We start from the raw sequence: 26,955 nt of genomic DNA on the forward strand, positions 1-26,955 counted from the left end.
TTCGCTGCGCTCGCAAGGACGGCGTGTCTCAGGCCGTGCGCTGCTCCTGCTCCAGGCGGCGAGCCAGGCGGGTGGCGCCGTAGACCTCGCTGAGGCGGCGGCGGGCCGCGGAGACCGGCGGGGCCTGCCGCTCGACATGGGCGGCCGCGATGACGCGCAGGGCGGCGGCGACCGAACGCTCCAGGCGACGCTCGGCCTGGACGGCCACGTCCCGATGATTGTCCAGCATGTGATGATCCCTCGTGCTGCGCCGTCGCCGCCCTCTGGCGGGGCGGTATCCGGCAGCGCCGACAGATTTCACATCCGGCTTGACCGCATCAAGGCAGCTTGGCCGTGGGCCGCCGAACGTCCCTACCGCAGCTCCTCGTGCCAGGTCCGGCCGTCGCGCTCGATCAGCGCGATGGCGGCAGTCGGCCCCCAGCTCCCGGCCGGGTAGGGCCGCGGCGCCTCGGGCCGGTCGGCCCAGGCCTTGAGCACGCCGTCCGCCCAGGCCCAGGCGGCCTCGACCTCGTCGCGGCGCATGAACAGCGTCGCGTTGCCGCGGACCACGTCCATCAGCAGGCGCTCGTAGGCGTCGGGGTAGCGCTGCTTGAAGGTCTCCTCGAAGGAGATGTCGAGGTCGGTCGGGCGCAGGCGCAGGCCGCCGGGGCCGGGATCCTTGGTCATCACCTCGAGCTTCATGCCCTCCTGCGGCTGCAGGCGGATCACGAGGCGGTTCGGCTCGCGGCCGAAGGCCTCCTCGGGGAAGATCGAGAACGGCGAGGCGCGGAACTGCACCACGATCTCGGAGAGCTTCTGGGGCAGGCGCTTGCCGGTGCGCAGGTAGAACGGCACGCCCGCCCAGCGCCCGGACTGGATCTCGACCTTCATGGCCACGAAGGTCTCGGTCCGGCTCTCGTGGCCGAGCTCGGCGAGGTAGCCCTCGACCGGCTTGCCGTCGACGGCGCCCGCCACGTACTGGCCGCGCACGGTGACCGCCTGCACGTCGTGGGCCGTGATCGGCTTGAGGGCGCGCAGGACCTTCAGCTTCTCGTCGCGGACCGAGTTCGCCTCGAGATTGAGCGGGCTCTCCATGGCGGTCAGGCAGAGCAGCTGCAGGATGTGGTTCTGCAGCATGTCGCGCATCGCGCCCGACGTGTCGTAGTAGCCGGCCCGGCCCTCGACCCCCACCGTCTCGGCGACGGTGATCTGGACGTGGTCGATCACGTCCGAGGTCCAGAGCCGCTCGAAGATCGTGTTGGCGAAGCGGAGCGAGAGCAGGTTCTGGACCGTCTCCTTGCCCAGATAGTGGTCGATCCGGAAGATCTGCGACTCGGGGAAGACCTCGCCGACCGCGTCGTTGATCGCCTTGGCCGATTTCAGGTCCTTGCCGATCGGCTTTTCCAGCACGACGCGGGACTTCTCGCCGACGAGCCCGTGGGCGGCGAGGTTGCGGCAGATCGAGCCGTAGAGGTCGGGCGAGGTGGCGAGGTAGTAGGGCCGGACCTGGTCGGGCCGCTCGTCGAGCTTGGCGACGAGGTCGGTCCAGCCGCTGTCGCCGGCACCGTCGACCGCGACGTAGTCGACGTGGTCGAGGAAGCGGTTGAGCATGTCGTCGGACAGGTCGGACGCCGGCACGAAGCGCTTGAGCGCGTCGCGGGCGTGCTCGCGGAAGGCGTCGAGGGACAGTTCCGAGCGCGAGGCGCCGATGATCCGGCTGGTCTCGGGGATCTGGCCGTCGCGGAATCGGTAGAACAGGGCCGGCAGGAGCTTCCGCGCGGTCAGATCGCCGGTCGCGCCGAACACGACGCAGTCGAAGGAAGCGACGGGGATGATCGTGGCCAAGTGCGGCTCCCGGGTGTCGTGCGCTGGTCTCGTGCGGCGGCTGCGTCGCACTGACCTAGCCCGTGTGCAAGGGCTTCGCCAGACGAGGGGCGCAGGCCAGCGCTGTCTGGTTCAGGGGGCGGCTGGGACAGGTCCGAGCAAGTCCACGCTGCCACGCTCCGTCCTTGCGAGCGCAGCGAAGCAACCCAGGGCAGCGCGGCGGCGCCGAAGGACAGCACGATGCGCGAGCCGGCCGTCTACATCATGGCGAGCCGCCGCAACGGCACGCTCTACACGGGCGTGACCGCGAATCTCGCCAGGCGGGTCTACGAGCACCGGGAGGCGATGCTTCCCGGTTTCACGAGCCGCCACGCTTGCAAGCGCCTGGTCTGGTACGAGCCATACCCGACCATGGCCGAAGCCATCACCCGCGAGAAGCGGATCAAGGCGGGCTCACGGAAGAAGAAACTCGCGCTGATCGAGGCGATGAACCCGGACTGGAACGACCTGTATCCCGATCTCGCGTGAACGGGTCCGGCGTCGCGGATCCCTGGATCGCTTCGCTGCGCTCGCAAGGACGGCGTTGTCCGGATTATGGCGGCCCATTAGGCCGCCGTCACACACTTCGTCCTCGCGAGCGGAGCGAAGGGACCCAGGGCAGCGCGAGGCCGCGCGGGTCAGCCCTCCATGTACCGCTTGAACGCCTCGGCGTGGTCCGGATGCCAGCGCGAGAGGGCGGGCCGGTTCTCGACGATGTCGCCGGACGCCCAGGCGATCCGCTTCGCGTCCTGGGCGCGGGTCGTCTCGTTGTCGGGGCAGAGGATGTAGAAGTCGCCGGCCGCGAGCCGCTCCAGCAGGAAGGCCACGGTCTCGTCGGGCGTCCAGGCGCCCGCGGGCTTCTCGGCGACGCCGCGGGCCTTGGTGAGCCCGGTGTAGACGAAGCCCGGGATCAGCAGGTGGGCCGTGGTGTGGCAGCCCTCCCGGTTGCGCAGCTCGTGGGCGAGCGCCTCGGTGACCGCCTTCACACCCGCCTTCGAGACGTTGTAGGGCGCGTTGCCCGGCGGCGTGGTGATGCCCTGCTTCGAGCCGGTGACGACGATCGCCCCGAGCTTGCCGCCCTCGATCATGCCGGGCGCGAAGGCGTGGATGCCGTTGACCACGCCGCCGAGGTTGGTGTCCAGGATCCGCGCCCAGGTGTCGGCGTCGGAGAACAGCTTCCCGCCGGCCTCGATCCCGGCATTCAGCATCACCAGGGCGGGCGGCCCGCTCTTGGCGACGGCGGCCGCCAGGGCCTCCACGGCGCCCCGGTCCGACACGTCGGTGGGCACGGCGCGCACCTCGACGGCGGCGAGTTCGGCGACGGCGGCCCGGGCCGCGTCCAGGGCCGGCCCCGGCAGGTCGGCGAGCCAGACGTTCATGCCGGCCCGGGCGAAGGCCTGCGCGGCGGCGAGCCCGATGCCGCTCGCGGCGCCGGTGACGACCGCGCTGCGGCCCGGGCTGACCGCGGGGTGCTGGCTCATGACGGATCCTCGGCTGACTGGCGCCCCTCAGATGGGGCGCCCCGGGCGGAAGGCGAGTTCGCGCCGCGATCCCGCGCGGCCCCGGCAGAACCAGCGGATCGCCGCCGCGGCGGCATCTGCTAGGGTGCGGCCCCCTTCTCGGAACGAAGCACGCGGATGCCCCCTCCCCCGAGCCGCCGGTCGATCCTCGCCGGCGCGGCCACCCTCGGCCTCGCCGGCGCGGCGCGCGCGGCCGGCCCGGCGGGGTTCGGGCCCCTGGGGCGGCCGTCCTGGTCGGGCGACAGCCTCCAGGCCGCCGCGGCCGCCAAGGGCCTGACGTACGGCTGCGAGGTGCCGTTCCACCGCTTCGACGCGACGCCCGCCTACCGGCAGGCGGTGGCGCGGGAATGCGGCATCCTCGTCTGCGGCACCGAGATGAAGATGGAGGAGGTCCTGCCGGCGCCCGGCAAGACCGACTTCGCCCGCGGTGACGCGATCCTGCGCTTCGCGAGGGGAAACGGCCAGCGCATGCGCGGCCACACGCTCGTCTGGCACGCGGCGCTGCCGCCCTGGGTCGGGCCCCTGCTCGGCCGGGCGAGCGCCGTCCAGGCCGAGGACTTCATGCGGCGCTGGATCGAGACGGTGGCGGGCCATTACCGGGGCCAGATCGTCGCCTGGGACGTGGTCAACGAGATCCTCGGCAACGAGGCCGATCCCGACCGCGGCGGCGGCCTGCGCGACTCCCCCTGGCTCGCCTCGATCGGCCCCGGCTACGTCGACCTCGCCTTCCGGATCCTGCACGAGACCGACCCCGCGGCCGCCGGCACGTGGAACGAGGACGCGGTGGAGCAGGGCGTGCCCTGGATGGAGGCCAAGCGCACCAAGGTCCTGCGCCGCCTGGAGGCGATGCGGTCCCGCGGCGTGCCGATCCGGCGCTTCGGGCTCCAGTCGCACCTCACCAGCACGATCCCGATCGACCAGGGCCAGCTGCGGCGCTTCCTGCGGGAGATCGGCCAGATGGGCCTCGGCATCGAGATCACCGAGCTCGACATCGACGACCGCGCCTTCCCGTCCGACGTGGCGACCCGTGACCGGATGGTGGCCGACTACGCCCGGCGCTACCTCGACGTGGTGCTGGACGAGCCCGCCTGCCTCGACGTGCTGACCTGGGACATCTACGACCCGGACACGTGGCTGAACGACCACCCCTACCGCAAGCGGCCCGACGGCCTGCCGCAGCGGGCGCTGCCGCTCGACGCGCAGTTCGGGCGCAAGCCCCTGTGGCACGCCATGAAGGCGGCCTTCGCGGCCGCGCCGGACCACAGGGCCGCCCGCGACAGGCTCAGGCGGGCGTGACCCCGGCCCGGCGGCCGTCCTCGGCCAGGCTCCGCTCCGGCGGCCGGTCCGCCAGGAGGCGGCGGCGGAGGCGCGCGCAGGGGCGCTCGACGAGCCCGTACATCCCCCAGCACCACGCCAGCGTCACCGGGAAGGCCGCCAGCATCAGCCCGGCGCCGTGCAGCCCGGGCCGCAGGTGCAGCACCAGGGCCACCACGGTCATGTGCGCGAGGTAGAAGCTGTAGGACCAGAGCCCGAGCTGGCGCATCGGCCGGCTGGCCAGCAGCTTCACCAGAGGCCCGTCGCCGTGCAGCAGGTACGCGAAGGGCACGAACAGGGCGGCGCTCTGGAGCGTGTAGCGCAGGCTCTCCCGGAAGGCGGGGTCGCGGACCGCCAGGGTCCCGAGGATCACCGCGAGGCTCGCGGCGACGTGCCAGGGCGCGGGGCGCCACGCCCGGTCGGCCGGGACCACCGGGTTGTTCCACAGCCCGAGGCAGCACCCGAACAGGATCGCGTCGATCCGGGTGTGAGTCCAGCTGTAGTTCAGGCTGTAATCCGGCAGCCGCCAGACGTTGAGGCACCGGATCGCCAGGACGGCCGCGCAGAGCCCCAGGCAGGCCAGGGCCGCGCGGCGCGGCCGCAGGCGCCCGAGCCAGAGCACGAAGGCCAGCGGGAAGACGAGGTAGAAGTGCTCCTCGATGGCGAGGCTCCACAGCGGCACCGGCAGCACCGCCTCGGTGCCGAACAGGCCGGGATAGTTCGTCAGGAAGGTCGCCTGCCCGAGGATCGCCGCCGGCGCGACCTGCATCCAGTCGAGCCACCCCGCCGCGTAGAGCGCGCCGGAGGCGAGCAGGGTCAGGTACATCGGCGGCAGGATGCGCAGGCTCCGCCGGAGGTAGAAGGCCCCGAGCGACACCGTGCCGGTCCGCGCCCGCTCGATCCGCAGGAGCGTGGTGATCAGGTAGCCGCTGAGGAAGAAGAAGACGGTCACGCCGAAGCCGCCCGGCACCACGTGGCTGTAGCCGCAATGGGCCGCGAACACGATCAGGATGGCGAGCGCCCGCACCCCGTCGAGCTGCGGCAGGTAGGGCATCGTCTTCGGGATCGGGTATCCGGATTCCGGCATGGCGGAGGTCGGTCTCGCGGCGCGCGTGGGGGCACAGCATAAGCGCGCTTTTCGCGCGGACCGACATCCGCACGGCACGCTGAGCGGCTGGACCAGTGTCCTCATGGTGAATCCCGCTCTCCGAGCCCGGCGGAGGCCGGAGGAGATTGGTAACCACGCCGGTCCATGATCCCGCCCGATCGCCCGGCCACGGGCGCCGTCGGGAGTGTTGCGTATGGTCCCGGTCCAGCCCCGCCGTCACGCCCGCCCGCACGCCGCGCTGGGTGCGGGCCTGTCCCTGCTGGCCCTGCTCGGGGCGCCGGGCGCCGCCCTGGCGCAGGGGGCCGGCGCGGCGCAGGGCAACCCCGCGCCGGTGCCGCCGCTCGCCGTGCCGGTCGCCGTGCCGGTCGCCGTGCCGGTCGCGGTGCCGGCTGCCGCCGCGGGCGAGGCCGCGAAGGGCCAGGAGCCCCGGGCACCGGAGGCGAAGGGCGCGGCCGGCAGGGCGGCGGACGCCAAGCGGGCCGAGACCAAGCCGGTCGAAGCCAAGCCCGTCGAAGCCAAGCCGGTCGACACCAGGGCGACCGAGGCCGTGCCGGAGCCTGTCCCGGCGCAGGGCAAGGCTCAGGACGCGAAGGCCCAGGACACCAAGCCGTCGGACACCAAGCCGTCGGAGACCAAGTCGCAGCAGGCCAAGCCTCAGGAGGCGGCCAGGAAATCCCGCGAGCCGGCGCCGCTGGTCTACGCCAAAGTCTCCACCGACCCGAACCCGACGCTGACGCCCCGGACGTTCCTCGACACGCTCCGGGCGGCCGAGCGCTACGCGGCCTTCGCGGAGGCCGGCGGCTGGGAGCGGCTGCCGGAGGATCTCGCGCGCCTCAAGCCCGGCGAGCGCCACCCGGCGATTCCCGCCCTGCGCCACCACCTGACGCTCACCGGCGACCTGCCGGCGGACGCGCCCCCGAACGACCGCCTCGACCCGCCCCTGGTGACGGCGACCGCGGCGTTCCAGGCCCGTCACGGCCTGCCCGACAGCGGCATCCTTGGCCGGCTCACTATCAACGCGCTCAACGTGCCGGCCGCGGTGCGCCAGCGTCAGCTCGCCGCCTCGGCGGCCCGGCTGATGGGCTCGAAACTCCCGTTCGGCGAGCGCTACGTCGTCGTCAACATTCCCTCGGCCGCCGTCGAGGCGGTGGAGAACGGCGCCGTCGCGCGCCGCTACGTCGCGGTGGTCGGCTCACCCGACAAGGCGACGCCGCCGGTGGAGACGCGGATCACCGACATCAACTTCAACCCGACCTGGACCGTCCCGGCCTCGGTGGTGAAGAACGAGATCATCCCGCAGATGCGCAGGAACCCGGGCTATCTCGCCAAGAACCACATCCGGATCCTCGGCCCGGCGGGCGAGGTCGACCCGACCCGGATCGACTGGGCGGGCGAGAAGGCCGTCAACTACACGCTGCGCCAGGATTCCGGCTTCGACAATTCGCTGGGCCAGGTGCGGATCGACATGCCGAATCGCTTTGCCGTCTACATGCATGATACGCCGGCGAAGTCGCTCTTCGCCGCGAGCGTGCGCTTCCACAGCCACGGCTGCGTCCGGGTCGGACAGGTGAAGGAGCTCGTCGGCTGGCTGCTGCAGGGCACCGACGGCCCCAACGGGCCGGGCACGAGCTGGGGCCCGATCGAGATCGAGACCGGCATCGCCGACGGCGAGCGCCGCGACATCAAGCTCACCAAGCCGATCCCGGTGACCTTCGTGTACCTCACCGGCTTCGCCACGCCGGACGGGAAGGCGCATTTCCGCGACGACATCTACAACCTCGACACGCCGGCTGCCGAGCCCGCCGCCACCGGCGCGATCCCGCCCGCGGCGGCGGGTGCGGAAGCCGGCGCCGCGAAGCCGGCCCCCACCACCGCGGCGCCGGCCGCGCCCCGGCCCGGTGCCGCCCACGACGCGAAGCCGGTCCCGGCGCGGGCTGCCGCGGCCAAGCCCGCAGCGGTCAGGCCCGCACCGGCAAAGCCGGCGCCGGTCCGGCCCGCCGCCGAGCACCGCAGTTTGGAATCCGTCGAACCTATCCGCTAAAGCCAACCCAGCCATGCGATTCTCGGCACGCCGGAACATCCCGGCGGACCGGTCATTGGCTCGCTGAAGGCGCATCTGCCCCTCCCCGGAGAGACGGAGCGACGCGCCGAGCTACCGAATCGCACGGAGACGACCATGGCCAAGGCCAAGCCCAGCAGCCGCATCGAGAGCGCGCGCCTGAACACCCCGACCGACCTCGATCCGAGTGACGTCCGGACGATCGCCGAGGGCCTGACGATCCTGAGCTCGGACCTGTTCGCGCTCTACATCAAGACCAAGAACTTCCACTGGCACATGAGCGGGCCCCATTTCCGCGACTACCACCTCCTGCTGGACGAGCAGTCGGCCCAGATCTTCGAGATCATCGACGCGGTGAACGAGCGCGCCCGCAAGATCGGCGGCACGGTCCTGCGCTCGCTCGGCCAGGCCAAGAGCCTGACCCGCGTGGCCGACAACGACGCCGAGTACGTCTCGCCCCTCGACATGCTCAAGGAGCTGCGCGACGACAACAAGGCCCTGACCGCCAACATGCGGACGCTCCACGGCGTCACCGACGAGGCCGGCGACGTCGCGACCACCTCGCAGCTCGAGGAGTGGATCGACCAGTCCGAGGAGCGGACGTGGTTCCTCTACGAGACCACCCGCGACGCAACCGACAGCGGCCACTGAGCCGCGCCTCGCGCCATCCCGGGGCCGCGCAGCGGAGCCTGCAGCGGAGCCTGGGATCCGGACGCGCCGAGGCGTGGAAGCCCGGCACCCGTCGTGGTCCTGGGTTCCGAGTCCGCCTGCGTCGCCCCGGCGCGGCGGTGCGCGTCGACGGCTAGAGCCGCTTCCGATCGCGTCGCAACGGTTGGGAAGGACGACGATCCCGGTCGAGACAGCCGCGCGATCCCCCTCCCGCACGGGAGCGGGGACCCGCGCCTCGTGCGGCACGGGTTGCGCGATCGCCCCCCGTCCGATCCGAGCGGGAACGGCTCTTGAGACCGCGACGACCCCGCGGCCGCGCGACGCGTCCGCGGGCCGCGATCGGACCGCCGCTAACCCGCCGCGAGATCGAGGTGCACCTTCACGAGGCCCGGGTCGTCGGGGTCGCGCCCCTGCGCGAAGCCGAGGCGGCGGCAGACCGCCAGCATCGGCCGGTTCTCGGCCAGCACCGTGCCCTCGACCCGCCCGATCCCCTCGGACCGCGCCCAGTCGATCATCAGGCGCATCAGCGCGAAGGCGAGGCCCGTGCCCCGGGCGTCGCGGCCCACCGCGATCGCGTACTCGCCGCTCTCGTGGTTGGCGTCGGCGTGGAGCCGGACCGCGCCGAGCATGCGCTCGCCGCCGCCCGCCTCGATCTCCGTGGCCACGAACGCGATGGCGCGGGCGTAGTCGAGCTGCGTGAGGCGGGCCAGGAAGGCGTGGCTGAACGCGCGCACCGGCCCGAAGAACCGCAGCCGCAGATCCTCCGGGTCGAGGCCCTCGAAGAAGCTCAGGAACAGGCCCTCGTCCTCCGGGCGCACGGGCCGCACCCGCACGGTCCGGTCCTTGAGGTTGAGGGTGCGGATCCACTCGGCCGGATAGGGCCGGATCGCGAAGCGCGGGTGGCCGCGGCCGTGGGCGCCGCGCTCGGCGCGCCCGATCCGGACCCGGGCGTCGAGGGCCAGCACGCCGGTCTCGTCGGCCAGGAGCGGGTTGACGTCGAGTTCGCGCACCTGCGGCAGGTCGGCGGCGAGCTGGGACAGCTTCACCAGTGTCAGCGCGATCGCCCCGAGGTCCGCCGCCGGCACGTCGCGGTAGGCCTCCAGGCGCCGCGCGACCCGGGTGCGGGCGATGAGGTCGCGCGCCAGGGTCAGGTCCAGCGGCGGGAGGCCGAGGGCGCGGTCGTCGATCACCTCCACGGCGGTCCCGCCCCGGCCGAACACCACCACCGGGCCGAACACCGCGTCCTCGGCGAGCCCGGCGATCAGCTCCCGGCGCTGGCCGCGGCGGACCATGGGCTGCACCGCGAAGCCGGTCACCCGGGCGTCGGGCCGCTCCCGGCGGGCGCGGGCCAGGATGCTGCGGGCGGCCTCCGCGACGTCGGCCTCGCTGGTCAGGTCGAGATGGACGCCGCCGATGTCCGACTTGTGCACGATGTCCGGCGAGACGACCTTCAGCGCCACCGTCCCGCCCGCCGCGATGATCGGCCACGCGGCCGCCGCGGCGGCGTCCGTGTCGGGGGCGAGCGTGATCGGGACGGTCGGGATCCCGTAGGCCTGCAGGAGACCGTTCACCGCCACCGGGTCGAGCCAGGCGGCGCCCTGGCGCAGGGCGCCGGCGACGATCGAGCGGGCCCGCGCCGTGTCGGGGGAGAAGTCCCGCGGCAGCGAGTCCGGCGTGCGCATCAGGTCGTCCTGCGCCTCGCGGTAGCGCACGAGGTGCAGGAAGCCCTCGATCGCCTCGGAATCGGTGGTGAAATGCGGGATCCCGGCCTGCGCGAAGGTCTCGCGCGCCGCCTCCGCGTCGCCCAGGGTGACCGCGAAGACCGGCTTCTTGCGGGTCTGGCCGGCGCGGGCGGCCTTGACCGTCGCGGCGACGGCCTCGGCCACCGCGCCCGCCTCCGAGCGGACGGTCGGCACGTGGATCGCCAGCACGGCGTCGCTCGTCCGATCCGTGAGCAGCGGCGTGAGCGCGGCCGCGAAGGCCGGGCCGGCGGCGTCGATGCCGAGATCGAGGGGGTTGCCCGGCGCGCGTCCCTCCGCCTCGGCGGGCGCCGCCAGGGTCCCGGCCCGCTCGATCAGCCGGTCCGCGGCGAGGAGGCCGATGCCGCGACCGTTCGACACGATCGCCAGCCGGTGGCCGGGGAACGGCCGCTGCCGCCCCAGGGTCTCCACGGCCGAGAACATCGCGTCGAGGTCCGGCACGTCCAGCAGGCCGGCCCGCCGGAACGCCGCCGCGTAGACCGCGTCCGGGCGGGCCAGGGCACCGGTATGGGTGACGGCGGCGCGGGTGTCGGGCCGGTGCCGGCCGGCCCGCAGGACCACGACGGGCTTCGCCCGGGCGGCGGCGCGGGCGGCCGACATGAACCTGCGGGCATCCGCGACCCGGTCGAGGCAGAGCAGGATCGCGCGGGTGCGGTAATCGGCAGCGAAATGGTCGAGGCAGTCGGCCACGCCGATGTCGAGGACGCTGCCGAGCGACAGCACCGCCGAGAAGCCCGTGCCGTGGCGGGCGCCCCAGGCGACGATGGCGGCCGCGACCGTGCCGGATTGCGAGACGAGGGCGAGGTCGCCGGCCTCGGGCGCGTGGGCGAACAGGCTGGCGTTGAGCCTGGCGCCCGGGACCGCGAGGCCGGCGCTGTCGGGCCCGAGCAGGCGCAGGCCGTGGGCGCGGGCGATCCCGTGGGCGACCGGGCCGGGATCCTCCGGCCCGGAGCCGAGCCGCGCCGTGAGGATCACGGCCGCCCCGGCGCCGATCGCGGCGGCCTGCGCGACGACCTCGGGCACGCTCGGCGGCGGCACCGCGATCAGGACGAGGTCGGGGGCGGCGGGCAGGTCCGCGACCCGCGGCACGCAGGGCAATCCCTCGACGGTCGCCTGATCGGACTGGACCGGCATGATCGCGCCGGGGAAGCCCGCGGCGCGCAGGCTGTCGAGCACGCTGCGCCCCAGCGAGCCCGCGCGCGCCACCGCCCCCACCAGCGCGATGGATCGGGGGGCCAGAAGCTTGTCAAACCGGTAGGTGCTCACGACCGGCGGCTCACGGCGCCGTCACGGGATGAGGTCCCGCAAGCCGTTCCTGGCGGCACGCATCTGGTCCCCTCGCTCACGTCCGTCCGGGCGGGCGCCCGGGCGCCCGCCGCCCTCCCAGATGGCGCGATCCGGCGCGCCTGCAACGCCCGCTCGGCACGCGCCGGCCGGAAATCGTGTGGCCTACCCGAGCGAGGCCTCCAGACCTCCTTTTGTTCAATATCGAGCGCCCTTTATCCACTCTAAGACGGGACTTGTGGGCGTGTGTGGATTGGTCTTGCTATTAAATTCACACCACCATAGTAACTGCCCCTTAACTACCCTGTATCGGGTCGAGCAGAGACAGATTCCGGCCGGCGCCGGTGGTCGGTGGCCGCCTGGGATCGAGTGGAGGTTATGGGATGGACGCTACGGGTGAAGGGCAACCGGACTATCTCACGCTGTCCGTCGACATCGTGTCGGCCTTCGTGAGCAACAATCCGGTCCCCGCGCCGGAACTGCCCGGGCTGATCGCGGCCATCCACGCGACGCTGCACGGGCTCGGCGAGCCGTCCGCCCCGCCGACGGAGGAGCTGCGGCCGGCCGTGCCGGTCCGGCGCTCGGTCCAGCCCGACTTCATCGTCTGCCTGGAGGACGGCAAGAAGTTCAAGTCGCTGAAGCGCCACCTGCGGACGCACTACAACCTGACGCCCGAGGAGTATCGGGGGAAATGGGGCCTGCCGCCCGACTACCCGATGGTGGCGCCGAACTACGCCGCGGCGCGGTCCAGCCTCGCCAAGAGCATGGGCCTCGGCCACCAGCGCCGGAAGGGCTGACGGCGCGGCGCTCCCGTCCGCGTCCACAGCTTTCGGCGCCGGGTTAGGCATCGGGCAAGCCGCGCTTGCGAGGGTCCGGGGCCCGTCAGCGCCGCAGAGACCCGATGCCCGGCAAGCCCAGCCTCGTCGCACGCCTGTTCTGGACGGCCGTGATCGGCCTCCCGTTCGGGCTCTGGTACGGCCGGCCGGCGCTCGCCGCGACGGGGCTCGCCCTCGCGCTCGTCCTGCTGCGGCATCTCGGGCGCCCGCGCCGGTTCCGGGCCCGGGTGCGCCGGATCGCCCGGGTCCATGCCGAGACGCTGGCGCTGCGGCGGCGTCAGGAGAGCTACAGCGACCCCTACGGCAACTGGATCGAGGACGGCTGGCTGCGCGAGCGGGCGTACTTCCTCGAGCGGACCGTCCTGCCGCAGCTCGGCTCCCGCTTCGCCGACCTCGCCGAGGCGGAGCACGCGCGGATGCTGGCGATCATCGAGGCCGAGGCGGCCGCCGTCGCGCTCCCCGAGGAGGACGAGGCGCCGGGCGACGGGCTCGACTACGAGCGCTACTGCGCCGAGCGCCTGGTCCGGGCCGGCTGGCGGGCGCACCGGACGCCGGCGAGCGGCGACCAGGGCGCCGACATCGTGGCGGTGCGGGACGGGCTGCGCCTCGTCGTGCAGTGCAAGCGGCTGAGCAAGCCCGTGGGCAACGCCGCCGTGCAAGAGGCCGCAGCCGCTCTGCGCTACTGGGACGGGGACCGGGCCGCCGTGGTGTCGAATGCCGGCTTCACGCCGGCGGCGCGCCGGCTGGCCACGGCCACCGGCGTGCTCCTGCTGCACCACGACGCCCTCGCGGCGATCGACCTCGCGGAGGCGTGAGGCGCCTCAGGCGAGCGGGCCCGGGATGGCGATCTCCGCCTCGCTGAGCAGGCGCGCCTCGTGGCGGCGCACGAACAGCCACAGGGCCAGGCCGCCGAACACCACCAGGGCCAGCAGGGTCAGGCCCACCGGACCGACGATGTGCTCGATCTGGCGCCCGCAATAGTACGAGCCGATGCCCATGCTGCCGGCCCAGACGATGCCGCCGAGGGCGTTGAAGGCGAAGAAGCGGCGCGCGTCCAGCCGGTTCACCCCGGCGAGCAGGGCCGCGTAGGCGCGCAGCATCGCGGTGAAGCGGCCGAAGAACACGATCTTCCCGCCGTGCTGGCGGAACAGGTACTGGCCGAGCTTGAGCCGCCCGTGGTCGAGGGCGATGAGGTGGCCGTAGCGCAGCAGCAGCGGCATGCCCCAGCGCCGCCCCGCCCAGTAGCCGACATTGTCGCCCAGGATCGCCGCCGCCGCCGCCGCCGCCGCGGCGATGACCAGGCCGATGTTCAGGTTGCCGGTGCTGCCGGCGTAGACGGCGGCCGAGATCAGCACCGTCTCGCCCGGGCACGGCACGCCGGCGCTCTCGAGGGTGATGATCACGAAGATCGCGATATATCCGTAATTCGCGATCAGGTCGGCGATGGGCAGGTCGTTCAGGAAGGCCATGCGGTCCTCGGGCCGGTCTCCGGGCAAAGCCCGGGGACACAAGCGGACGGAACGTGGCCTTTGAAGGGCCGATCTGCGGCGCGCGGCGCGCTCAGAGGACTTTCAGCAGGGCCTCGGCGCCCGAGGCCTCCGCCTTCGAGGGCGTCTCCTCGACGTTGAGGATCCGGACGACGCCGTCCTCGACCACCATCGAGTAGCGCTTCGAGCGCATCCCGAGGCCGAAACCCGTGCCGTCCATCTCCAGGCCGAGGGCCTTGGCGAAATCGGCGTTGCCGTCGGCGAGGAATTCCAGCCCCTCGGCGCCGCTCGCCTTCGACCACGCGTCGAGCACGAACACGTCGTTGACGCTCGTCACCGCGATGGCGTCGATGCCCCGCCCGAGGATCTCGTCCTTGTGGGTGACGAAGCCCGGCAGGTGGTTGCGGTGGCAGCTGGGGGTGAACGCGCCCGGCACGCCGATCAGGACCACGCGCCGGCCCTTGAACACGTCGTCGGTGGTGCGCGCGAGCGGGCCCTCGGGGCCGATCACCCGGAAGGTGGCCTGGGGCAGGTGGTCGCCGACCTGGATCATCGCGGGTCCCTCGTTGTCGCGCGCTGGGATGGCGCGCGTGAGCAGCGCGCCTGACCTAGCGTGGCAGGGGGTGACTGTCGAGGATGCGGCCGGCTCCGGCTCGGACCGTCCTCGCGGCCCGAGCAGCTCGATGAAGGCTGCCCCGGCCCCGAGGAACGCCGCTCCCGCCGTCATGACCGTCGAGCCTCGGCTGCGACCGCGCCGGCGGCGACGCGGACCGACCCCGGTATCGTGGGACAGAGATCGAGACGCGCACGAGCATGGGGCAGGCTCGCTGCGTCCCTTTCGCCCGCTGGACAACGGAGGGGCGCGGCGTAGCATGGCCCCATGGCGCACCCTCCGCACCGCAGGCCTGACCCCTCATCGGCGGCATCGTCGCCGCTCCGGACGGAGCTGGCGGGCCCGCACTTCCTCGACGGGCAGTTCCTCGTGGCCATGCCCGGCATGGCCGACGAGCGCTTCGCCCGCACGGTGATCTACGTCTGCGCCCATTCCGCCGACGGGGCCATGGGCATCATCGTCAACAAGGCGGCGACCGACATCAGCATGCCGGACCTCCTGGTCCAGCTCGACGTGGCGCCCGAGGCGGACGCGATTCGCCTGCGCGAGCGGGTCGGCCACATGCCGGTCCTGATGGGCGGCCCGGTGGAGGGACGGCGCGGCTTCGTGCTCCACAGCGACGATTTCCACATCCAGCAGTCGACGCTGATCATCGACGACGGCATCTGCCTGACCGCGACCGTGGAGATCCTCCGGGCCATCGCCAGCGGCGACGGCCCGGCCAGCGCCGTGCTGGCGCTCGGCTACGCCGGCTGGCAGGCGGGGCAGCTGGAGAGCGAGATCATGGCCAACGGCTGGCTCAACTGCCCGGCCGACCCGGCCCTGATCTTCAACGCCGACCTCGACGCCAAGTACGACCTCGCCCTGCGGGCCAACGGCATCGACCCGGCGATGCTGTCGATGACCGCCGGCCGGGCCTGACCCGGCCGCGCCTCCGGAACCTCGAACCCGCCCCCGGTCGCGCCGGCGATCCTGCGCGGGCCGCCTATTCGGGCAGCGCGTCGCCGCCGCCGACCGCGTCCGGGTTCATGCCCTCGACGGCCGGTTTGGGCCGCGGCCGGCGAGGCGCCACGGCGGCGGTGGGCGTCGCCGTGTTGGCGCCGAGCCGGGTGGCCAGGGCCAGGGCGCGGTTCTCCGTCACCCGCAGATGGCAGAACCCGTGGGTGCCCTCGCGCGCGTAGGTGCGGCAGAGCTGCTCCCGGTCGGACGAGAAGGCCGCCTGCTCGCTGACGATCGGCCGGACGTCCTCGCGCCGGGCCCGCTGGGTCATCAGCTTGTAATTGTCCCGGACGGCCTTGTCGGCGACGCCGCGGGCCGTGTCGAACTCGCCGGCCCGCGGGATCAGGGTGGCGGCGCCGGGCCCCCAGAGGCCGACCGGCGTGGTCGCGCAATCCGCCGCCGAGAAGGTGCAGACCGGGCCCGAACCCAGGCTCGAGACCAGCACGCCGCCGTCGGTCACGTCGAAGCGCAGCGGGCACTCGGCCCCGGCGGCCTCGAAGCGCGGCACGCCCTCGGGCTTGCCCTCGGCGGTGAGCGTCACCGGATTGCCGCCCGCGAGCGGCACCGTGCACGAATCCGCCGGCTGCGAGATCTTGGTCCCGGGCAGCTTGATCCGCGCCGTGACGGCGGTGCCGGAGCGCTCCAGCTTCAGGGATCCGGACAGGCCGTTGAGCTGCAGCTCCTGGCCGATCACGCCGTCCTCGGAGGGCGTCTTCAGCACGACCGGGCGGGCCGGGGCGGGGGCGGGCCGGGGCGCCTCGGGGCCGCGGGCGGGCCCGGCTCGCCCGGCGCCGCCGGGGCGGGCGCCGGCTCCGGCAGGCCGCGCGGCGGCGTCGGCGGCCGCTCCGGCTTGATGCCGAACAGGCGCTCGAAGAAGTTCTGGGCCCGCGCCGGGGGCGCGGCGAGCATCCCGGGCGCCGCGACGGCGACCGCCAGGATCGGGAGCAGGAGGCTGCGGGTCGGGCGCATCGGACTCTACGACGGGGACACGAGGTGGCGGGGCCACGCGCAACCCCTTGTCGAAACGTTAACACGCCGTCGATGGCGCCGACGTGGCAGCGGAGCAACAAAATGCAGCCACGCCACCGGGCCGTCGGCGGCCGTGCGGCGAGATCCTGCCGGAATGACAAGGGGATGGCGCGGATCTGCGTGGCCGATCCCGCCGCGCAGGCTTCGCCTTGCGGGCCCGGAACGGGCTTCTTATATCGCCCTCGACGCGGGATTGCGCGCTGGGTTTCAGCCGTTCACGGCCCTTGATCCGGCCCGGGTCCCATACTCACATCACCCCCGACACCGCCATGGGCCGAGCTGCTTCGGGGCTCGGCGGTCTGCTTGAACGCGACACAAAGAGGGATCCCACCATGGGTAAAGTTATCGGCATCGACCTGGGCACCACCAATTCGTGCGTGGCCGTGATGGAAGGCACGCAGCCCAAGGTCATCGAGAATTCGGAAGGCGCGCGCACCACGCCGTCGATCGTCGCCTTCACGGACGACGGCGAGCGGCTCGTCGGCCAGCCGGCCAAGCGCCAGGCGGTCACGAACCCCGAGCGCACGTTCTTCGCCATCAAGCGGCTCATCGGCCGGACCTACGACGACCCGATGACCCAGAAGGACAAGGGCCTGGTGCCCTACACGATCGCCCGCGGCGACAACGGCGACGCCTGGGTCGAGGCGGACGGCAAGAAGTACTCGCCCTCGCAGATCTCCGCCTTCACGCTGCAGAAGATGAAGGAGACCGCGGAGTCGCATCTCGGCCAGCCGGTCACGCAGGCGGTCATCACGGTCCCGGCCTACTTCAACGACGCCCAGCGTCAGGCCACCAAGGACGCCGGCAAGATCGCGGGCCTCGAGGTGCTGCGCATCATCAACGAGCCGACCGCGGCGGCGCTCGCCTACGGCCTCGACAAGAAGAAGTCCGGCACGATCGCGGTCTACGACCTCGGCGGCGGCACCTTCGACGTCTCGATCCTCGAGATCGGCGACGGCGTGTTCGAGGTGAAGTCGACGAACGGCGACACCTTCCTGGGCGGCGAGGACTTCGACAACCGCATCGTCGAGTACCTGACGGCCGAGTTCAAGAAGGAGCAGGGCATCGACCTGACCAAGGACAAGCTCGCGCTCCAGCGCCTCAAGGAGGCCGCCGAGAAGGCGAAGATCGAGCTGTCCTCGGCCACCCAGACCGAGATCAACCTGCCCTACATCACCGCCGACAACACCGGCCCGAAGCACCTCGCGCTGAAGCTCAGCCGGGCGAAGTTCGAGTCGCTGGTCGACGACCTGGTCCAGCGCACGATCGAGCCCTGCCGCAAGGCGCTCAAGGACGCCGGCGTCTCGGCCTCCGAGATCGACGAGGTGGTGCTGGTCGGCGGCATGATCCGCATGCCGAAGATCCAGGAAGTGGTGAAGTCCTTCTTCGGCAAGGAGCCGCACAAGGGCGTGAACCCCGACGAGGTCGTGGCCATCGGCGCCGCCGTTCAGGCCGGCGTGCTCCAGGGCGACGTCAAGGACGTGCTGCTCCTCGACGTGACCCCGCTGTCGCTGGGTATCGAGACGCTGGGCGGCGTGTTCACGCGGCTCATCGACCGCAACACCACGATCCCGACCAAGAAGTCCCAGACCTTCTCGACCGCCGAGGACAACCAGAACGCGGTCACGATCCGGGTCTTCCAGGGCGAGCGCGAGATGGCGGCCGACAACAAGCTGCTCGGCCAGTTCGACCTCGTCGGCATCCCGCCGGCGCCCCGCGGCATGCCGCAGATCGAGGTGACCTTCGACATCGACGCCAACGGCATCGTCAACGTGACGGCCAAGGACAAGGCGACCAACAAGGAGCACCAGATCCGCATCCAGGCCTCGGGCGGCCTCTCGGACGCCGACATCGACCGGATGGTGAAGGACGCCGAGGCGAATGCCGAGGCCGACAAGAAGCGCCGCGAGCTCGTCGAGGTGAAGAACCAGGGTGAGAGCCTGATCCACGCCACCGAGAAGTCGGTGGCCGAGTACGGCGACAAGGTTCCGGCCTCCGACAAGGGTGCGATCGAGACCGCGATGACCGCGCTCAAGACCGCGCTCGAGGGCGAGGACGTCGAGGCCATCAAGGCCCGCACCACGGACCTGATGCAGGCCTCGATGAAGCTCGGCGAGGCCATGTACGCCGCCAACCAGGCGGCCGGCCCCGACGCCGGTGCCGAGGCGGCGGCCTCCGAGAAGAAGGACGACGTCATCGACGCCGACTTCCAGGAGGTCGACGAGAAGGACCAGAAGAAGCGCGCCTGACGCGCGTTTCTGATACGACCGCGCAGGGCCGGAGCGATCCGGCCCTGCGTTTGCGTGGGCAGCTGATCCGAAGGCTCCGTCGTTCCGGGGACGCGAAGCGGGGCCCGGGATCCAGGTTCGCCGACAGATCGAAGGTCTGCACCGTCGATGCTTCTGGATTCCGGGCTCGCCTTCGGCGCCCCGGAATGCCGGAGCGATGGTAGAAGCGTCGCGATCCGGAGTTCGGGCCGACGGGAAGGCACCTGAGGGCGGGATGTCGAAGCGGGACTATTACGAGATCCTGGGGGTCACCAAGACCGCCACGGAAGGCGAGATGAAGGTCGCCTTCCGCAAGCTCGCGATGACCTATCATCCCGACCGGAATCCCGGCGACAAGGACGCCGAGATCAAGTTCAAGGAAATCAACGAGGCCTATCAGTGCCTCTCGGACGGCCAGAAGCGCGCCGCCTACGACCGGTTCGGCCACGCGGCCTTCAGCCAGGGCGGGGGCGGCCCCGGATTCGGCAACGAGTTCGGCGACTTCATGTCGGACATCTTCGACAATTTCTTCGGCGACGGCCGTGGGGCCGCCGGCGGCGGCCGTGGGCGCGGCGGCGCGCCGGGCCGCGAGCGCGGGGCCGACCTGCGCTACAACCTCGAGATCACCCTCGAGGAGGCGTTCCTCGGCAAGGCCGAGACCATCAAGATCCCGACCTCGATCACCTGCGAGGTCTGCGACGGGTCCGGCGCGAAGCCCGGCTCGAAGCCGCGGACCTGCCCGACCTGCGCGGGCTACGGACGGGTCCGGGCGGCGCAGGGCTTCTTCGCCATCGAGCGGACCTGCCCCAACTGCCACGGCCGCGGCGAGATCGTCGACGATCCCTGCACCGCCTGCCAGGGCGCCGGCCGGGTCAACCGCGAGCGCACCCTCTCGATCAACGTGCCGGCGGGCGTCGATGACGGGCTGCGGATCCGGCTCGCCGGCGAGGGCGAGAGCGGCCTGCGCGGCGGGCCGGCGGGCGACCTCTACGTCTTCCTGTCGATCAAGCAGCACGAGTTCTTCCAGCGCGACGGCGCCGACCTGTTCTGCCGGGTGCCGATCTCGATGGTGACGGCCGCGCTGTCGGGCGAGATCACCGTGCCGGTGATCGACGGCTCGCAGACGCAGGTGCGCATCCCCGCGGGGACGCAGACCGCCAAGCAGTTCCGCATCAAGGGCAAGGGCATGCCGGTGCTGCGCTCGCGGGAGGTCGGCGACCTCTACATCCAGGTCTTCGTCGAGACCCCGCAGAACCTGACCAAGCGCCAGCGCGAGCTGCTCCAGGAGTTCGACCAGTCGGCCTCCCCGGAGAACCATCCCGAATCCGCGGGCTTCTTCTCGAAGGTGCGGGACTTCTTCGGGGGCGCGGTCCGGCCGTGAGGCCGGATCCGAAACCCGGGACGGCCCGTTATGCAAGCGGCCGGCGTGGCTTGCTTACCCTAGGCGCCGCGCCGGCTTGGCTGTAAGACAGCGCCGTTCTTTAGCCTTTCATTCTCATTCGGCATCAAGGAATCCAGGACTTGCCGCCGCTCCGCCGTCCCAACGCGAAGGCTCCTGAGGGCAGGAGCGCGATTTTCGGGCCGCGGCGCGACCCGCTCGAGGACGAGGCCCGGTTCCTGCGGTCCTGGTTCGAGCGCCCCCTGGTCACGGGTGCGGTGACGCCGTCGGGCAAGATGCTCGCCCGGACCATGGCCGCCTACGTCGACCCGCGCCTGGATGGGCCGGTGGTCGAGCTCGGACCCGGCACCGGCCCGGTGACCGAGGCGCTGATCCGGCGCGGTGTCGCGCCGGAGCGGCTGATCCTCGTGGAGTTCAACCCCGACTTCTGCCGCCTCCTGGCCCATCGCTTCCCCGGCGTGCGGGTCATCCAGGGCGACGCCTACAACATGCGCGCGAGCCTCCAGGACGTGCTGACGCAGCCCGCGGCCGCGACGATCTCGAGCCTGCCGCTGTTCACCAAGCCGCTGGAGCAGCGGCTCGACCTGCTCAACACCGCCCACGACCTGATGCGGCCGGGCGCGCCGTTCGTGCAGTTCACCTACGCGGTCGTCCCGCCGATCCCGGCCCGCTGCGAGGCCGGCAGCTACACCGCCGACCGCTCCAACCGGGTCTGGCTGAACCTGCCGCCGGCGCGGGTCTGGGTCTACCGTCGGCCCTGACCTGAACACGGCCTGAGCGAACAGGTCACGTTGGCGTCAACTGGAAAGGCGCAGACCTGTGACACGGCCGGACGCCACAGGGCGACCGGCGTGGATCAGGAGAACGCCGATGTTCACCAAGACCGCACGGACCCGCTTGGCCGCCGCCCTGGCCTTCGGCGGACTCGCCCTCGCGGCCCCGGCCATGGCCGCGCCCCTCGGCCGCGACGCCGGCCTGCAGGCGGAGGCCGGCGACATCCAGACCGTCCAGTACGGCTACGGCTACGGGCACCGCCACGGCGGCTGGGGTCACCGCGGCTACGGCCCGCGCCATCACCACCACGGCTGGGGCCGGGGCCACCATCACGGCTGGGGCCACCGCGGCTTCGGCCCGCGTCACCATCACCACGGCGGCTGGGGCCATCGCCACGGCTACGGCCGCTGGTAAGGGCTTCGAGCCCGCCCCGCCCGGCCACGGCTCCGTGATGACCGGGCGCGGCCGCTAACCGGCGCCCACCCGCTCGAGGACGGGCGGCCGCTCCTGCGGCGCGTCGCCCATCCGGTAGGCCGCCCGCAGCGCGGCCTCCGCCCGGTCCGCCGCGGCCTCGTCGGCCGCGTGGACGATCCCGAGCAGGCCGCCGGACGATCCGGGGCCGGCGAGATCCGTGAAGCCGACGCGCGGGTCGACCGGATCCTCCGGCCGCGTGCGTCCGCCGCCGAGCCCGATCACCGCCAGGCCCAGCGCCCGCGTGGCGATCCCCGCGACGGTCCCGTCCTGACGGACCGGCCGCCGCACCGGCGCGGCGGGCAGATGCGCGTCCGGCCTCTCCAGGAGATCGCCCGGCCCGCCGAGCGCCGCGACCATGCGGCCGAAGCCCTCGGCCGCCCGGCCCGAGGCGAGGGCCCGCTCCAGCCGCTCCGCGGCGCTGACGCGGTCCGGCGCGAGGCCGCCGACGACCAGCATCTCCGCGCCCAGCGCCACCGTGACCGCGTGGAAGCGCGGCTCGCGGCGCGCGCCCGTCAGGTAGTCGATCGCGTAGGCGACCTCGACGGCGTTGCCGGCCGCGCTGGCGAGCGGCGCGTCCATGTCGGTGATCAGCGCGGCGGTGCGCAGGCCGGCCCCCTCCGCCACCGTGACGATGCTCTGGGCCAGCGCCCGCGCCTCGGGCACGCCCGCCATGAAGGCGCCGGAGCCCTGCTTCACGTCCATCACGAGCCCGTCGAGCCCGGCGGCGAGCTTCTTCGACAGGATCGAGGCGGTGATCAGGTCGCGGGACTCGACCGTGCCGGTGACGTCGCGGATCGCGTAGAGGCGCCGGTCCGCGGGCGCGAGTTCGGCGGTCTGCCCGATGATGGCGCAGCCGACCGTGCCGACCACCCGGCGGAACGCGTCGAGCCCGGGCGTGGCGTCGTAGCCCGGGATGCTGCCGAGCTTGTCCAGCGTCCCGCCGGTATGGCCGAGGCCGCGCCCCGAGATCATCGGCACGTAGCCGCCGCAGGCCGCGACCATCGGGGCGAGCGGCAGGCTCACCGCGTCACCGATCCCGCCGGTGGAGTGCTTGTCGAGGACGGGCCCGGGCAGGTCCCAGGCGAGGACCCGGCCCGACTCGGCCATCGCGCGGGTCAGCGCCACCCGCTCCGGCAGCGACAGGCCGCGGAAGAACACCGCCATGGCGAAGGCCGCCGCCTGCCCCTCCCCGACCGTGCCGTCGGTGAGGCCGCGGATGAAGGCGTCGATCGCCTCCGGCTCGAGGGGCTGGCCGTCGCGCTTGGCCCGGATCGTCTCCTGGGGAAGCCGCACGCTCACAGCGTCCGCGCCCGGATCAGGGTCTCGAACAGGCTGCTCGCCCCGAGCCGGAAGGTTCTCGGGCTCACCCAGCCCGGGCCCATCAGCCGGTCGGCCAGGTCGAGGTAGGTGGCGGCGTCGGCGACGCTGCGCAGGCCGCCGGAGACCTTCAGGCCCGCGGGGCGGCCGCCCGCGCGGATCTCCGCCAGCATCGCCTCGGCGGCCTCCGGGGTCGCCGAGACCGGGCTCTTGCCCGTGGAGGTCTTCAGGAAATCGGCGCCCGCCTCCAGGGCGATCCGGCTGGCCTCCCGGATCCGCCCGGGATCGGCGAGTTCGCCCGTCTCCAGGATCACCTTGAGGGTCGCGGACCCGCAGGTGTCGCGCACGGCCTCGACCATGTCGCGGGCGACCGCCGCCTCGCCCCGCAGCAGCGCGCCGTAGGGCAGGACGAGGTCGATCTCGTCGGCGCCGTCGCGCAGGGCCTCGGCGGTGTCGTCGGTGGCGCGGGCGCAGTCCTCGCCACCCGCGGGGAAGTTGATCACCGTGGCGATCCGGATGCCGGTGCTCCCCAGCGCCCGCGCCCCCTGCGCGACGAAGCGCGGCCAGACGCAGATCGCCGCGACGCCGCCGCGCTTCGCGTCCCGGCAGAGGGCGTCGATCCGAGTCTCGGTGCAGGTCTCGCCGAGATCGGTGAGGTCGAGGAGCGGCAGGACCCGGCGGGCGACCGCGCCGGCTTCGGAATCAGTCATCGGCTGTCTCTCCGTCGGGCAGGGCGGCCACGAAGGCCCGGACCAGGCGGCCGAGATCCTCCGCGGCCCGGGCCGCCACCGCCTTCGTCTCCGCGTGGTGCGGCGCGCCGCCGGCGATGCCGGCCGCGAGGTTCGTCACGACCGAGACCGCCGCCACCGGCAGGTCGAGGAACCGGGCGAGGATCACCTCGGGCACGGTCGACATGCCCACGAGGTCGGCGCCCAGGATGCCGGCCATCCGCACCTCCGCGGGCGTCTCGAAGCTCGGGCCCGAGAACCACGCGTAGATCCCCTCCCCGAGAGGCACGCCGCAGGCCTCGGCCGCCGCGCGGAGCCGCGCCCGCAGATCCGGGTCGTAGGCCTCGGTCATCGGCACGAACCGGGCGTCGCTGGCCTCGCCGATCAGCGGGTTCAGGCCGGAGAGGTTGATGTGGTCGGCGAGCAGCACGAGGCTGCCGGGCCCCGTCACCGGCCGCAGCGATCCCGAGGCGTTGGTGAGCAGCAGGCGCCGGGCGCCGAGGTGCCGGGCACAGGCGAGCGGCACCCGCATCACCGCCGGGTCGCCGCGCTCGTAGGCGTGGGCCCGCCCCTCGAAGATCAGAACCTTGCGGCCGGCGAGGCGCCCGCGATGCAGCCGGCCGCCGTGGCCGCTGACGCCCGGTCCCGGAAAGCCCGGGATCGCCGCGTAGTCGACGGCGGTCGCGTCCGTGAGGGCGGCCGCGATCCCGCCGAGGCCGGTGCCGGTCACCACCGCGCAGGCGTAGGGCCCGGCGAAGCCGGCGGCGCGCAGGGCGTCGCGGGCGGCCGCCTCACTCACCCAGCGTCTCCGGGCCGAAGGATTCCGGCAGCAGCGCCGCCAACGTGAAGGTGCGGGCGACGCCGCCCGGACCGGCGGCGTGGATCGGCGTGTCCGGCCCGGCGAACTCGCGGATGCGCTGGCGGCAGGCGCCGCAGGGCGTCACCAGGCCGGCGCCGTCGCCGCAGACCAGGATCGCCGCGATGCGCCGGCCGCCGGCCGCCACCATGGCGGCGATCGCCCCGGCCTCCGCGCAGGTCCCGACCGGGTAGGCGGCGTTCTCGACGTTGCAGCCGGCGTGGATCGCGCCGCGCTCGTCGCGCAGCGCGGCGCCGACCGGGAAGCGGGAATAGGGCGCGTGCGCCCGCCCGCGCACCGCGCGGGCGGCCTCGAACAGGGCGGCGAGCCCGTCATCGTCCGGTGGTGGGTCCGGTGCTGGATCCGCGGCCTGCATGGCCGATCTTTGACACCCGCCGGGGAGCCCTGTCGAGGCCCCGGGCAGGAGTCCGGCGCGGCCTCAGCGGCTCGCCGGACCGGCGCCGAGGAGGCTCGCCGCCTGCCGCAGGTCCGCGTCGCTCCGCGGACCGCTCAGGGCGTAGGCGGTGTCGCCGGCGTTCCACGAGACGACGTCGCCGTCGTCCGAACCGGTGATGAGCGTCGTCGGTCCGCCGCGGATGCCGCGGGTGGCGAACAGCGACGCCTCGCCGAAGTTGCCGGTCTCGAGCGCGACCTCGATCCCGGTGCCGTGCCGGGCGGGGAAGACCTGGATGTCGCGCACCCGCCAGCCGTCGGGCAGGGCCGGCAGGTCGATGCCGGTCGCTGACCGGAGACGCGCCCGGTCGTAGACCGGATCGTCGGCCTGGCCGCCGATGCTCTTGCGCAGCTGCGCCACGACCCGGGCCTGCCGCGCGTCGGCGATCAGGGCCGGATCCGGGGTCGCCGCCAGGGTGTCGGGAACGCCGAAGCGGCCGATCTCGTCGTGGGCCAGCCAACCCGCGCCCACGAGCACCGCGATGGCCGCGGCCCTCTTGAGGCGCGAGGCGACGCGGCGCCAGCGCAGGTTCCGGTCGAAGCGGCGCGCCAGGACCATGTTCCGGTCCGGCCCGGGCCCCGGAACGCGCTCGAAGCAGGCCCGCAGGGCGTCGCGATCGTGCATCTCGGCCATCACCCGGGCCGCGGCCGCGGGATTGGCCGCGAGGTGCGCCTCGACGTCGAGACGGCGCATCGGGTCGATCTGGCCGTCGACGAAGGCGATGAGATCGTCGTCTGTGATCGGATCGATCATCGTGAAGTCCTCGAATCCAGCGTGCCCGGAGGCGATCCGCCGGTCGCAATCGTCGGTCGGCACCGGCGCCCTCGGGTGCCGGTCCTTCATCAGCTCCGTGTTCAGCTCTCTCCGACGGCGCGTCGAAGAGGCCAGGCGGACCTTTCCCGCGGCTCGTCGGAGACGACGAGCCGGAGGGTGGAGGGCGGTCCGCGCCGCGTCTCGGGTGTCTTGGCCGGCTCCGCGTCGTCGGAGCCGCGATCGGTCCGCGTCCCCTCCTCGAAGGCCCGCAGGGCCGCCCGGCCGCGGCCGAGACGGGACATCAGGGTGCCGATCGGGATGCCGAGAACGGCCGCCGCGTCGGCGTAGGCCATGCCTTCCAGGGTGACGAGGTGGAGCGCGGCGCGCTGCTCCTCCGGCAGCTTGAGGAAGGCCTGCCGGATCTGGGCGAGGCGCACCTGCCCCTCCTGGGCTGGCGGCGCCATGTCCTCGGTCATCCGCACCAGCGTGTCGGCGTGCCGCGCCTCGACCTGCCGGCGGCGCTGCTCGTCGATGAAGGCGTTGTGCAGCACCGTCATCATCCAGGTGCGCAGATTGGTGTTCGGCCGGAGCGAGCCCTGCATCTCCAGCGCCCGCACCAGCGTGTCGTGCACGAGATCGTCCGCCCGCAGCGTGTCGCGGGTGAGCGACCGGGCGTAGCGCCGCAGGGGCACCAGCAGGTCGAGGAGATCCGGGCGCTTGTTCTTGTCCGATGCCATAGGGTGTGAACGCGGGGGCTCGGCGGTTTAATCCCGCAGGTCGGCCCGGCGTCGCGGTCAGGCCTGGTCGAGGGTGGCGGCGATGCCCGAGATGATCCGCGGATCGGTCGGCTCGACCTGCGTGGCGAAGGCCGCCGCGAGGGTGCCGTCCCGGGCGATCAGGTACTTGTGGAAGTTCCAGCGCGGCGTCTCCGCGGGGCGCTCGGCCGCGGCCCAGCGGTAGAACGGATGGGCGCCCGGCATCTTCACCCGGGTCTTGGCCGTGAGCGGGAAGGTGACGCCGTGATTCTTCCGCGCCGCCTCCGCGATGGCCGGCCCGTCCAGCGGCTCCTGGTTGCCGAAATCCGGCGACGGCACGCCCAGCACGACGAGCCCGCGATCGCCGAACCGCGTCCAGAGCGTCTGGAGCCCGGCGAGCTGCCCGGCGTAGCCGCAGGCCGTCGCGGTGTTGACCACGAGGATCGGCTTGCCCGCGTAGGCGGAGAGCGGCATGGGCGCGGCCTCCGGGGTCTCGAAGGCGAAATCCGTGGCCCGCGCGGTCGCGGCCGGCTGCTCGGCGGCGCGGGCGCCGCCGGCGAGGCCGGCACCGATCAGGATCAGGGCCTCGCGGCGCAGCAGCGTCATGGCAGGTCTCCGATGCGGACGTTCCGGCGCGTCAACGAACCAGATCGGGAGA

Annotated in this window: 24 protein-coding genes and 2 pseudogenes; 11 read left to right on the forward strand and 15 right to left on the reverse strand. The window is 72.9% G+C overall.

What is annotated here, in order from left to right; genetic code table 11:
• Positions 1–28 precede the first annotated feature (28 nt).
• Entirely contained in the window at positions 29–229 is a 201-nt protein-coding gene (locus LOK46_RS20650) for a hypothetical protein (protein WP_273560296.1), read from the reverse strand.
• Between the two features lie 122 nt (positions 230–351).
• Complete coding sequence (gene zwf / locus LOK46_RS20655; protein ID WP_273560297.1) at positions 352–1,824, reverse strand: glucose-6-phosphate dehydrogenase; 1,473 nt, start codon at positions 1,822–1,824, stop codon at positions 352–354.
• Between the two features lie 219 nt (positions 1,825–2,043).
• Between zwf and LOK46_RS20660 the strand changes: the two genes are divergently transcribed.
• Positions 2,044–2,331 carry a GIY-YIG nuclease family protein gene (locus tag LOK46_RS20660; RefSeq protein WP_273560298.1) on the forward strand — a complete coding sequence of 96 codons (288 nt, stop codon included), beginning with the start codon at positions 2,044–2,046 and terminating at the stop codon, positions 2,329–2,331.
• Positions 2,332–2,774: 443 nt separating this feature from the next.
• Here LOK46_RS20660 and LOK46_RS20665 read toward each other — a convergent pair.
• Positions 2,775–3,323: pseudogene (locus LOK46_RS20665) on the reverse strand (SDR family NAD(P)-dependent oxidoreductase); the annotation flags it as partial.
• 156 nt (positions 3,324–3,479) lie between these two features.
• On the opposite strand from LOK46_RS20665, the gene LOK46_RS20670 reads away from it, so the two are divergent.
• Positions 3,480–4,658, forward strand: a complete 1,179-nt coding sequence (locus LOK46_RS20670) for an endo-1,4-beta-xylanase (RefSeq protein WP_273560300.1) — start codon at positions 3,480–3,482, stop codon at positions 4,656–4,658.
• On the opposite strand, the gene LOK46_RS20675 is transcribed toward LOK46_RS20670, so the two are convergent.
• Complete coding sequence (locus LOK46_RS20675; protein WP_273560301.1) at positions 4,645–5,763, reverse strand: acyltransferase family protein; 1,119 nt, start codon at positions 5,761–5,763, stop codon at positions 4,645–4,647. The two genes, LOK46_RS20670 and LOK46_RS20675, sit on opposite strands and share 14 nt — an antisense overlap.
• Positions 5,764–5,977: 214 nt before the next feature.
• Here LOK46_RS20675 and LOK46_RS20680 point away from each other — a divergent pair, with 214 nt between their 5' ends.
• Together LOK46_RS20680 and LOK46_RS20685 are read left to right on the forward strand one after the other, a co-directional pair.
• A complete protein-coding gene (locus tag LOK46_RS20680) occupies positions 5,978–7,825 on the forward strand; it encodes a L,D-transpeptidase family protein (protein WP_273560302.1) in 1,848 nt (615 codons plus the stop codon).
• A 135-nt stretch (positions 7,826–7,960) separates the two neighbouring features.
• Entirely contained in the window at positions 7,961–8,494 is a 534-nt protein-coding gene (locus LOK46_RS20685) for a Dps family protein (RefSeq protein ID WP_273560303.1), read from the forward strand.
• A gap of 368 nt (positions 8,495–8,862) precedes the next feature.
• Here LOK46_RS20685 and LOK46_RS20690 read toward each other — a convergent pair whose 3' ends face one another.
• Positions 8,863–11,538 carry a bifunctional acetate--CoA ligase family protein/GNAT family N-acetyltransferase gene (locus tag LOK46_RS20690; protein ID WP_273560304.1) on the reverse strand — a complete coding sequence of 892 codons (2,676 nt, stop codon included), beginning with the start codon at positions 11,536–11,538 and terminating at the stop codon, positions 8,863–8,865.
• 401 nt (positions 11,539–11,939) lie between these two features.
• Here LOK46_RS20690 and LOK46_RS20695 point away from each other — a divergent pair, with 401 nt between their 5' ends.
• The gene (locus tag LOK46_RS20695) at positions 11,940–12,353 is read left to right on the forward strand and encodes a MucR family transcriptional regulator (RefSeq protein ID WP_273560305.1); all 414 of its coding nucleotides are present in this window, start codon (positions 11,940–11,942) and stop codon (positions 12,351–12,353) included.
• Positions 12,354–12,457: 104 nt separating this feature from the next.
• Positions 12,458–13,207 (forward strand): restriction endonuclease, encoded by a 750-nt coding sequence (locus tag LOK46_RS20700; protein WP_273560306.1) that lies wholly within the window; start codon positions 12,458–12,460, stop codon positions 13,205–13,207.
• Positions 13,208–13,213: 6 nt separating this feature from the next.
• Here the strand turns inward: LOK46_RS20700 and LOK46_RS20705 are convergent, their stop codons facing one another.
• Together LOK46_RS20705 and LOK46_RS20710 are read right to left on the reverse strand one after the other, a co-directional pair.
• Positions 13,214–13,861, reverse strand: coding sequence for a DedA family protein (locus LOK46_RS20705; protein ID WP_273560307.1), 648 nt, complete (start codon positions 13,859–13,861; stop codon positions 13,214–13,216).
• 91 nt (positions 13,862–13,952) lie between these two features.
• Positions 13,953–14,432, reverse strand: a complete 480-nt coding sequence (locus LOK46_RS20710; RefSeq protein WP_273564651.1) for a peroxiredoxin — start codon at positions 14,430–14,432, stop codon at positions 13,953–13,955.
• Between the two features lie 435 nt (positions 14,433–14,867).
• Here LOK46_RS20710 and LOK46_RS20715 point away from each other — a divergent pair, with 435 nt between their 5' ends.
• The gene (locus tag LOK46_RS20715; protein ID WP_273564652.1) at positions 14,868–15,413 is read left to right on the forward strand and encodes a YqgE/AlgH family protein; all 546 of its coding nucleotides are present in this window, start codon (positions 14,868–14,870) and stop codon (positions 15,411–15,413) included.
• A 64-nt stretch (positions 15,414–15,477) separates the two neighbouring features.
• On the opposite strand, the pseudogene LOK46_RS20720 reads toward LOK46_RS20715, so the two are convergent.
• Positions 15,478–16,460: pseudogene (locus tag LOK46_RS20720) on the reverse strand (hypothetical protein).
• Positions 16,461–16,852: 392 nt separating this feature from the next.
• Between LOK46_RS20720 and dnaK the strand changes: the two are divergent.
• The 4 genes from dnaK to LOK46_RS20740 all read left to right on the forward strand — a co-directional run bounded on the left by dnaK (position 16,853) and on the right by LOK46_RS20740 (position 21,374).
• A complete protein-coding gene (gene dnaK, locus LOK46_RS20725) occupies positions 16,853–18,769 on the forward strand; it encodes a molecular chaperone DnaK (RefSeq protein ID WP_273560308.1) in 1,917 nt (638 codons plus the stop codon).
• Positions 18,770–19,022: 253 nt separating this feature from the next.
• Positions 19,023–20,168: a molecular chaperone DnaJ gene (dnaJ, locus tag LOK46_RS20730; RefSeq protein WP_273560309.1), complete on the forward strand. Its 1,146-nt coding sequence runs from the start codon at positions 19,023–19,025 to the stop codon at positions 20,166–20,168.
• Between the two features lie 140 nt (positions 20,169–20,308).
• Positions 20,309–20,947 carry a class I SAM-dependent methyltransferase gene (locus tag LOK46_RS20735; RefSeq protein ID WP_273560310.1) on the forward strand — a complete coding sequence of 213 codons (639 nt, stop codon included), beginning with the start codon at positions 20,309–20,311 and terminating at the stop codon, positions 20,945–20,947.
• 109 nt (positions 20,948–21,056) lie between these two features.
• On the forward strand, positions 21,057–21,374 hold the full coding sequence (locus LOK46_RS20740) for a hypothetical protein (protein ID WP_273560311.1): 318 nt from the start codon (positions 21,057–21,059) through the stop codon (positions 21,372–21,374).
• A gap of 54 nt (positions 21,375–21,428) precedes the next feature.
• Here LOK46_RS20740 and deoA read toward each other — a convergent pair whose 3' ends face one another.
• The 7 genes from deoA to LOK46_RS20775 all read right to left on the reverse strand — a co-directional run bounded on the left by deoA (position 21,429) and on the right by LOK46_RS20775 (position 26,903).
• The gene (gene deoA, locus LOK46_RS20745; RefSeq protein WP_273560312.1) at positions 21,429–22,727 is read right to left on the reverse strand and encodes a thymidine phosphorylase; all 1,299 of its coding nucleotides are present in this window, start codon (positions 22,725–22,727) and stop codon (positions 21,429–21,431) included.
• A 2-nt stretch (positions 22,728–22,729) separates the two neighbouring features.
• The gene (gene deoC / locus LOK46_RS20750) at positions 22,730–23,461 is read right to left on the reverse strand and encodes a deoxyribose-phosphate aldolase (protein ID WP_273560313.1); all 732 of its coding nucleotides are present in this window, start codon (positions 23,459–23,461) and stop codon (positions 22,730–22,732) included.
• Complete coding sequence (locus LOK46_RS20755) at positions 23,454–24,278, reverse strand: purine-nucleoside phosphorylase (protein WP_273560314.1); 825 nt, start codon at positions 24,276–24,278, stop codon at positions 23,454–23,456. The genes deoC and LOK46_RS20755 overlap by 8 nt, the downstream gene beginning before the upstream one ends.
• Positions 24,271–24,711, reverse strand: a complete 441-nt coding sequence (locus LOK46_RS20760; protein WP_273560315.1) for a cytidine deaminase — start codon at positions 24,709–24,711, stop codon at positions 24,271–24,273. The genes LOK46_RS20755 and LOK46_RS20760 overlap by 8 nt, the downstream gene beginning before the upstream one ends.
• Before the next feature lie 63 nt (positions 24,712–24,774).
• Positions 24,775–25,542 (reverse strand): anti-sigma factor family protein, encoded by a 768-nt coding sequence (locus LOK46_RS20765; RefSeq protein WP_273564653.1) that lies wholly within the window; start codon positions 25,540–25,542, stop codon positions 24,775–24,777.
• 101 nt (positions 25,543–25,643) lie between these two features.
• Positions 25,644–26,279, reverse strand: coding sequence for a sigma-70 family RNA polymerase sigma factor (locus LOK46_RS20770; protein ID WP_273560316.1), 636 nt, complete (start codon positions 26,277–26,279; stop codon positions 25,644–25,646).
• A gap of 57 nt (positions 26,280–26,336) precedes the next feature.
• Positions 26,337–26,903, reverse strand: coding sequence for a glutathione peroxidase (locus tag LOK46_RS20775; RefSeq protein WP_273560317.1), 567 nt, complete (start codon positions 26,901–26,903; stop codon positions 26,337–26,339).
• Between the last annotated feature and the right edge of the window lie 52 nt (positions 26,904–26,955).

Origin of the sequence: Methylobacterium sp. NMS14P, assembly GCF_028583545.1 — a bacterium.
Lineage (GTDB): Bacteria > Pseudomonadota > Alphaproteobacteria > Rhizobiales > Beijerinckiaceae > Methylobacterium.

What these genes read in the sequence shown, in the direction of transcription:
- LOK46_RS20650 (WP_273560296.1), bottom strand. Translation starts at nt 229, where the DNA reads ATGCTGGACAATCATCGGGACGTGGCCGTCCAGGCCGAGCGTCGCCTG.
- LOK46_RS20660 (WP_273560298.1), top strand. Translation starts at nt 2,044, where the DNA reads ATGCGCGAGCCGGCCGTCTACATCATGGCGAGCCGCCGCAACGGCACG.
- LOK46_RS20670 (WP_273560300.1), top strand. Translation starts at nt 3,480, where the DNA reads ATGCCCCCTCCCCCGAGCCGCCGGTCGATCCTCGCCGGCGCGGCCACC.
- LOK46_RS20675 (WP_273560301.1), bottom strand. Translation starts at nt 5,763, where the DNA reads ATGCCGGAATCCGGATACCCGATCCCGAAGACGATGCCCTACCTGCCG.
- LOK46_RS20680 (WP_273560302.1), top strand. Translation starts at nt 5,978, where the DNA reads ATGGTCCCGGTCCAGCCCCGCCGTCACGCCCGCCCGCACGCCGCGCTG.
- LOK46_RS20685 (WP_273560303.1), top strand. Translation starts at nt 7,961, where the DNA reads ATGGCCAAGGCCAAGCCCAGCAGCCGCATCGAGAGCGCGCGCCTGAAC.
- LOK46_RS20695 (WP_273560305.1), top strand. Translation starts at nt 11,940, where the DNA reads ATGGACGCTACGGGTGAAGGGCAACCGGACTATCTCACGCTGTCCGTC.
- LOK46_RS20700 (WP_273560306.1), top strand. Translation starts at nt 12,458, where the DNA reads ATGCCCGGCAAGCCCAGCCTCGTCGCACGCCTGTTCTGGACGGCCGTG.
- LOK46_RS20705 (WP_273560307.1), bottom strand. Translation starts at nt 13,861, where the DNA reads ATGGCCTTCCTGAACGACCTGCCCATCGCCGACCTGATCGCGAATTAC.
- LOK46_RS20710 (WP_273564651.1), bottom strand. Translation starts at nt 14,432, where the DNA reads ATGATCCAGGTCGGCGACCACCTGCCCCAGGCCACCTTCCGGGTGATC.
- LOK46_RS20715 (WP_273564652.1), top strand. Translation starts at nt 14,868, where the DNA reads ATGCCCGGCATGGCCGACGAGCGCTTCGCCCGCACGGTGATCTACGTC.
- dnaK (WP_273560308.1), top strand. Translation starts at nt 16,853, where the DNA reads ATGGGTAAAGTTATCGGCATCGACCTGGGCACCACCAATTCGTGCGTG.
- dnaJ (WP_273560309.1), top strand. Translation starts at nt 19,023, where the DNA reads ATGTCGAAGCGGGACTATTACGAGATCCTGGGGGTCACCAAGACCGCC.
- LOK46_RS20740 (WP_273560311.1), top strand. Translation starts at nt 21,057, where the DNA reads ATGTTCACCAAGACCGCACGGACCCGCTTGGCCGCCGCCCTGGCCTTC.
- deoC (WP_273560313.1), bottom strand. Translation starts at nt 23,461, where the DNA reads ATGACTGATTCCGAAGCCGGCGCGGTCGCCCGCCGGGTCCTGCCGCTC.
- LOK46_RS20760 (WP_273560315.1), bottom strand. Translation starts at nt 24,711, where the DNA reads ATGCAGGCCGCGGATCCAGCACCGGACCCACCACCGGACGATGACGGG.
- LOK46_RS20765 (WP_273564653.1), bottom strand. Translation starts at nt 25,542, where the DNA reads ATGATCGATCCGATCACAGACGACGATCTCATCGCCTTCGTCGACGGC.
- LOK46_RS20770 (WP_273560316.1), bottom strand. Translation starts at nt 26,279, where the DNA reads ATGGCATCGGACAAGAACAAGCGCCCGGATCTCCTCGACCTGCTGGTG.
- LOK46_RS20775 (WP_273560317.1), bottom strand. Translation starts at nt 26,903, where the DNA reads ATGACGCTGCTGCGCCGCGAGGCCCTGATCCTGATCGGTGCCGGCCTC.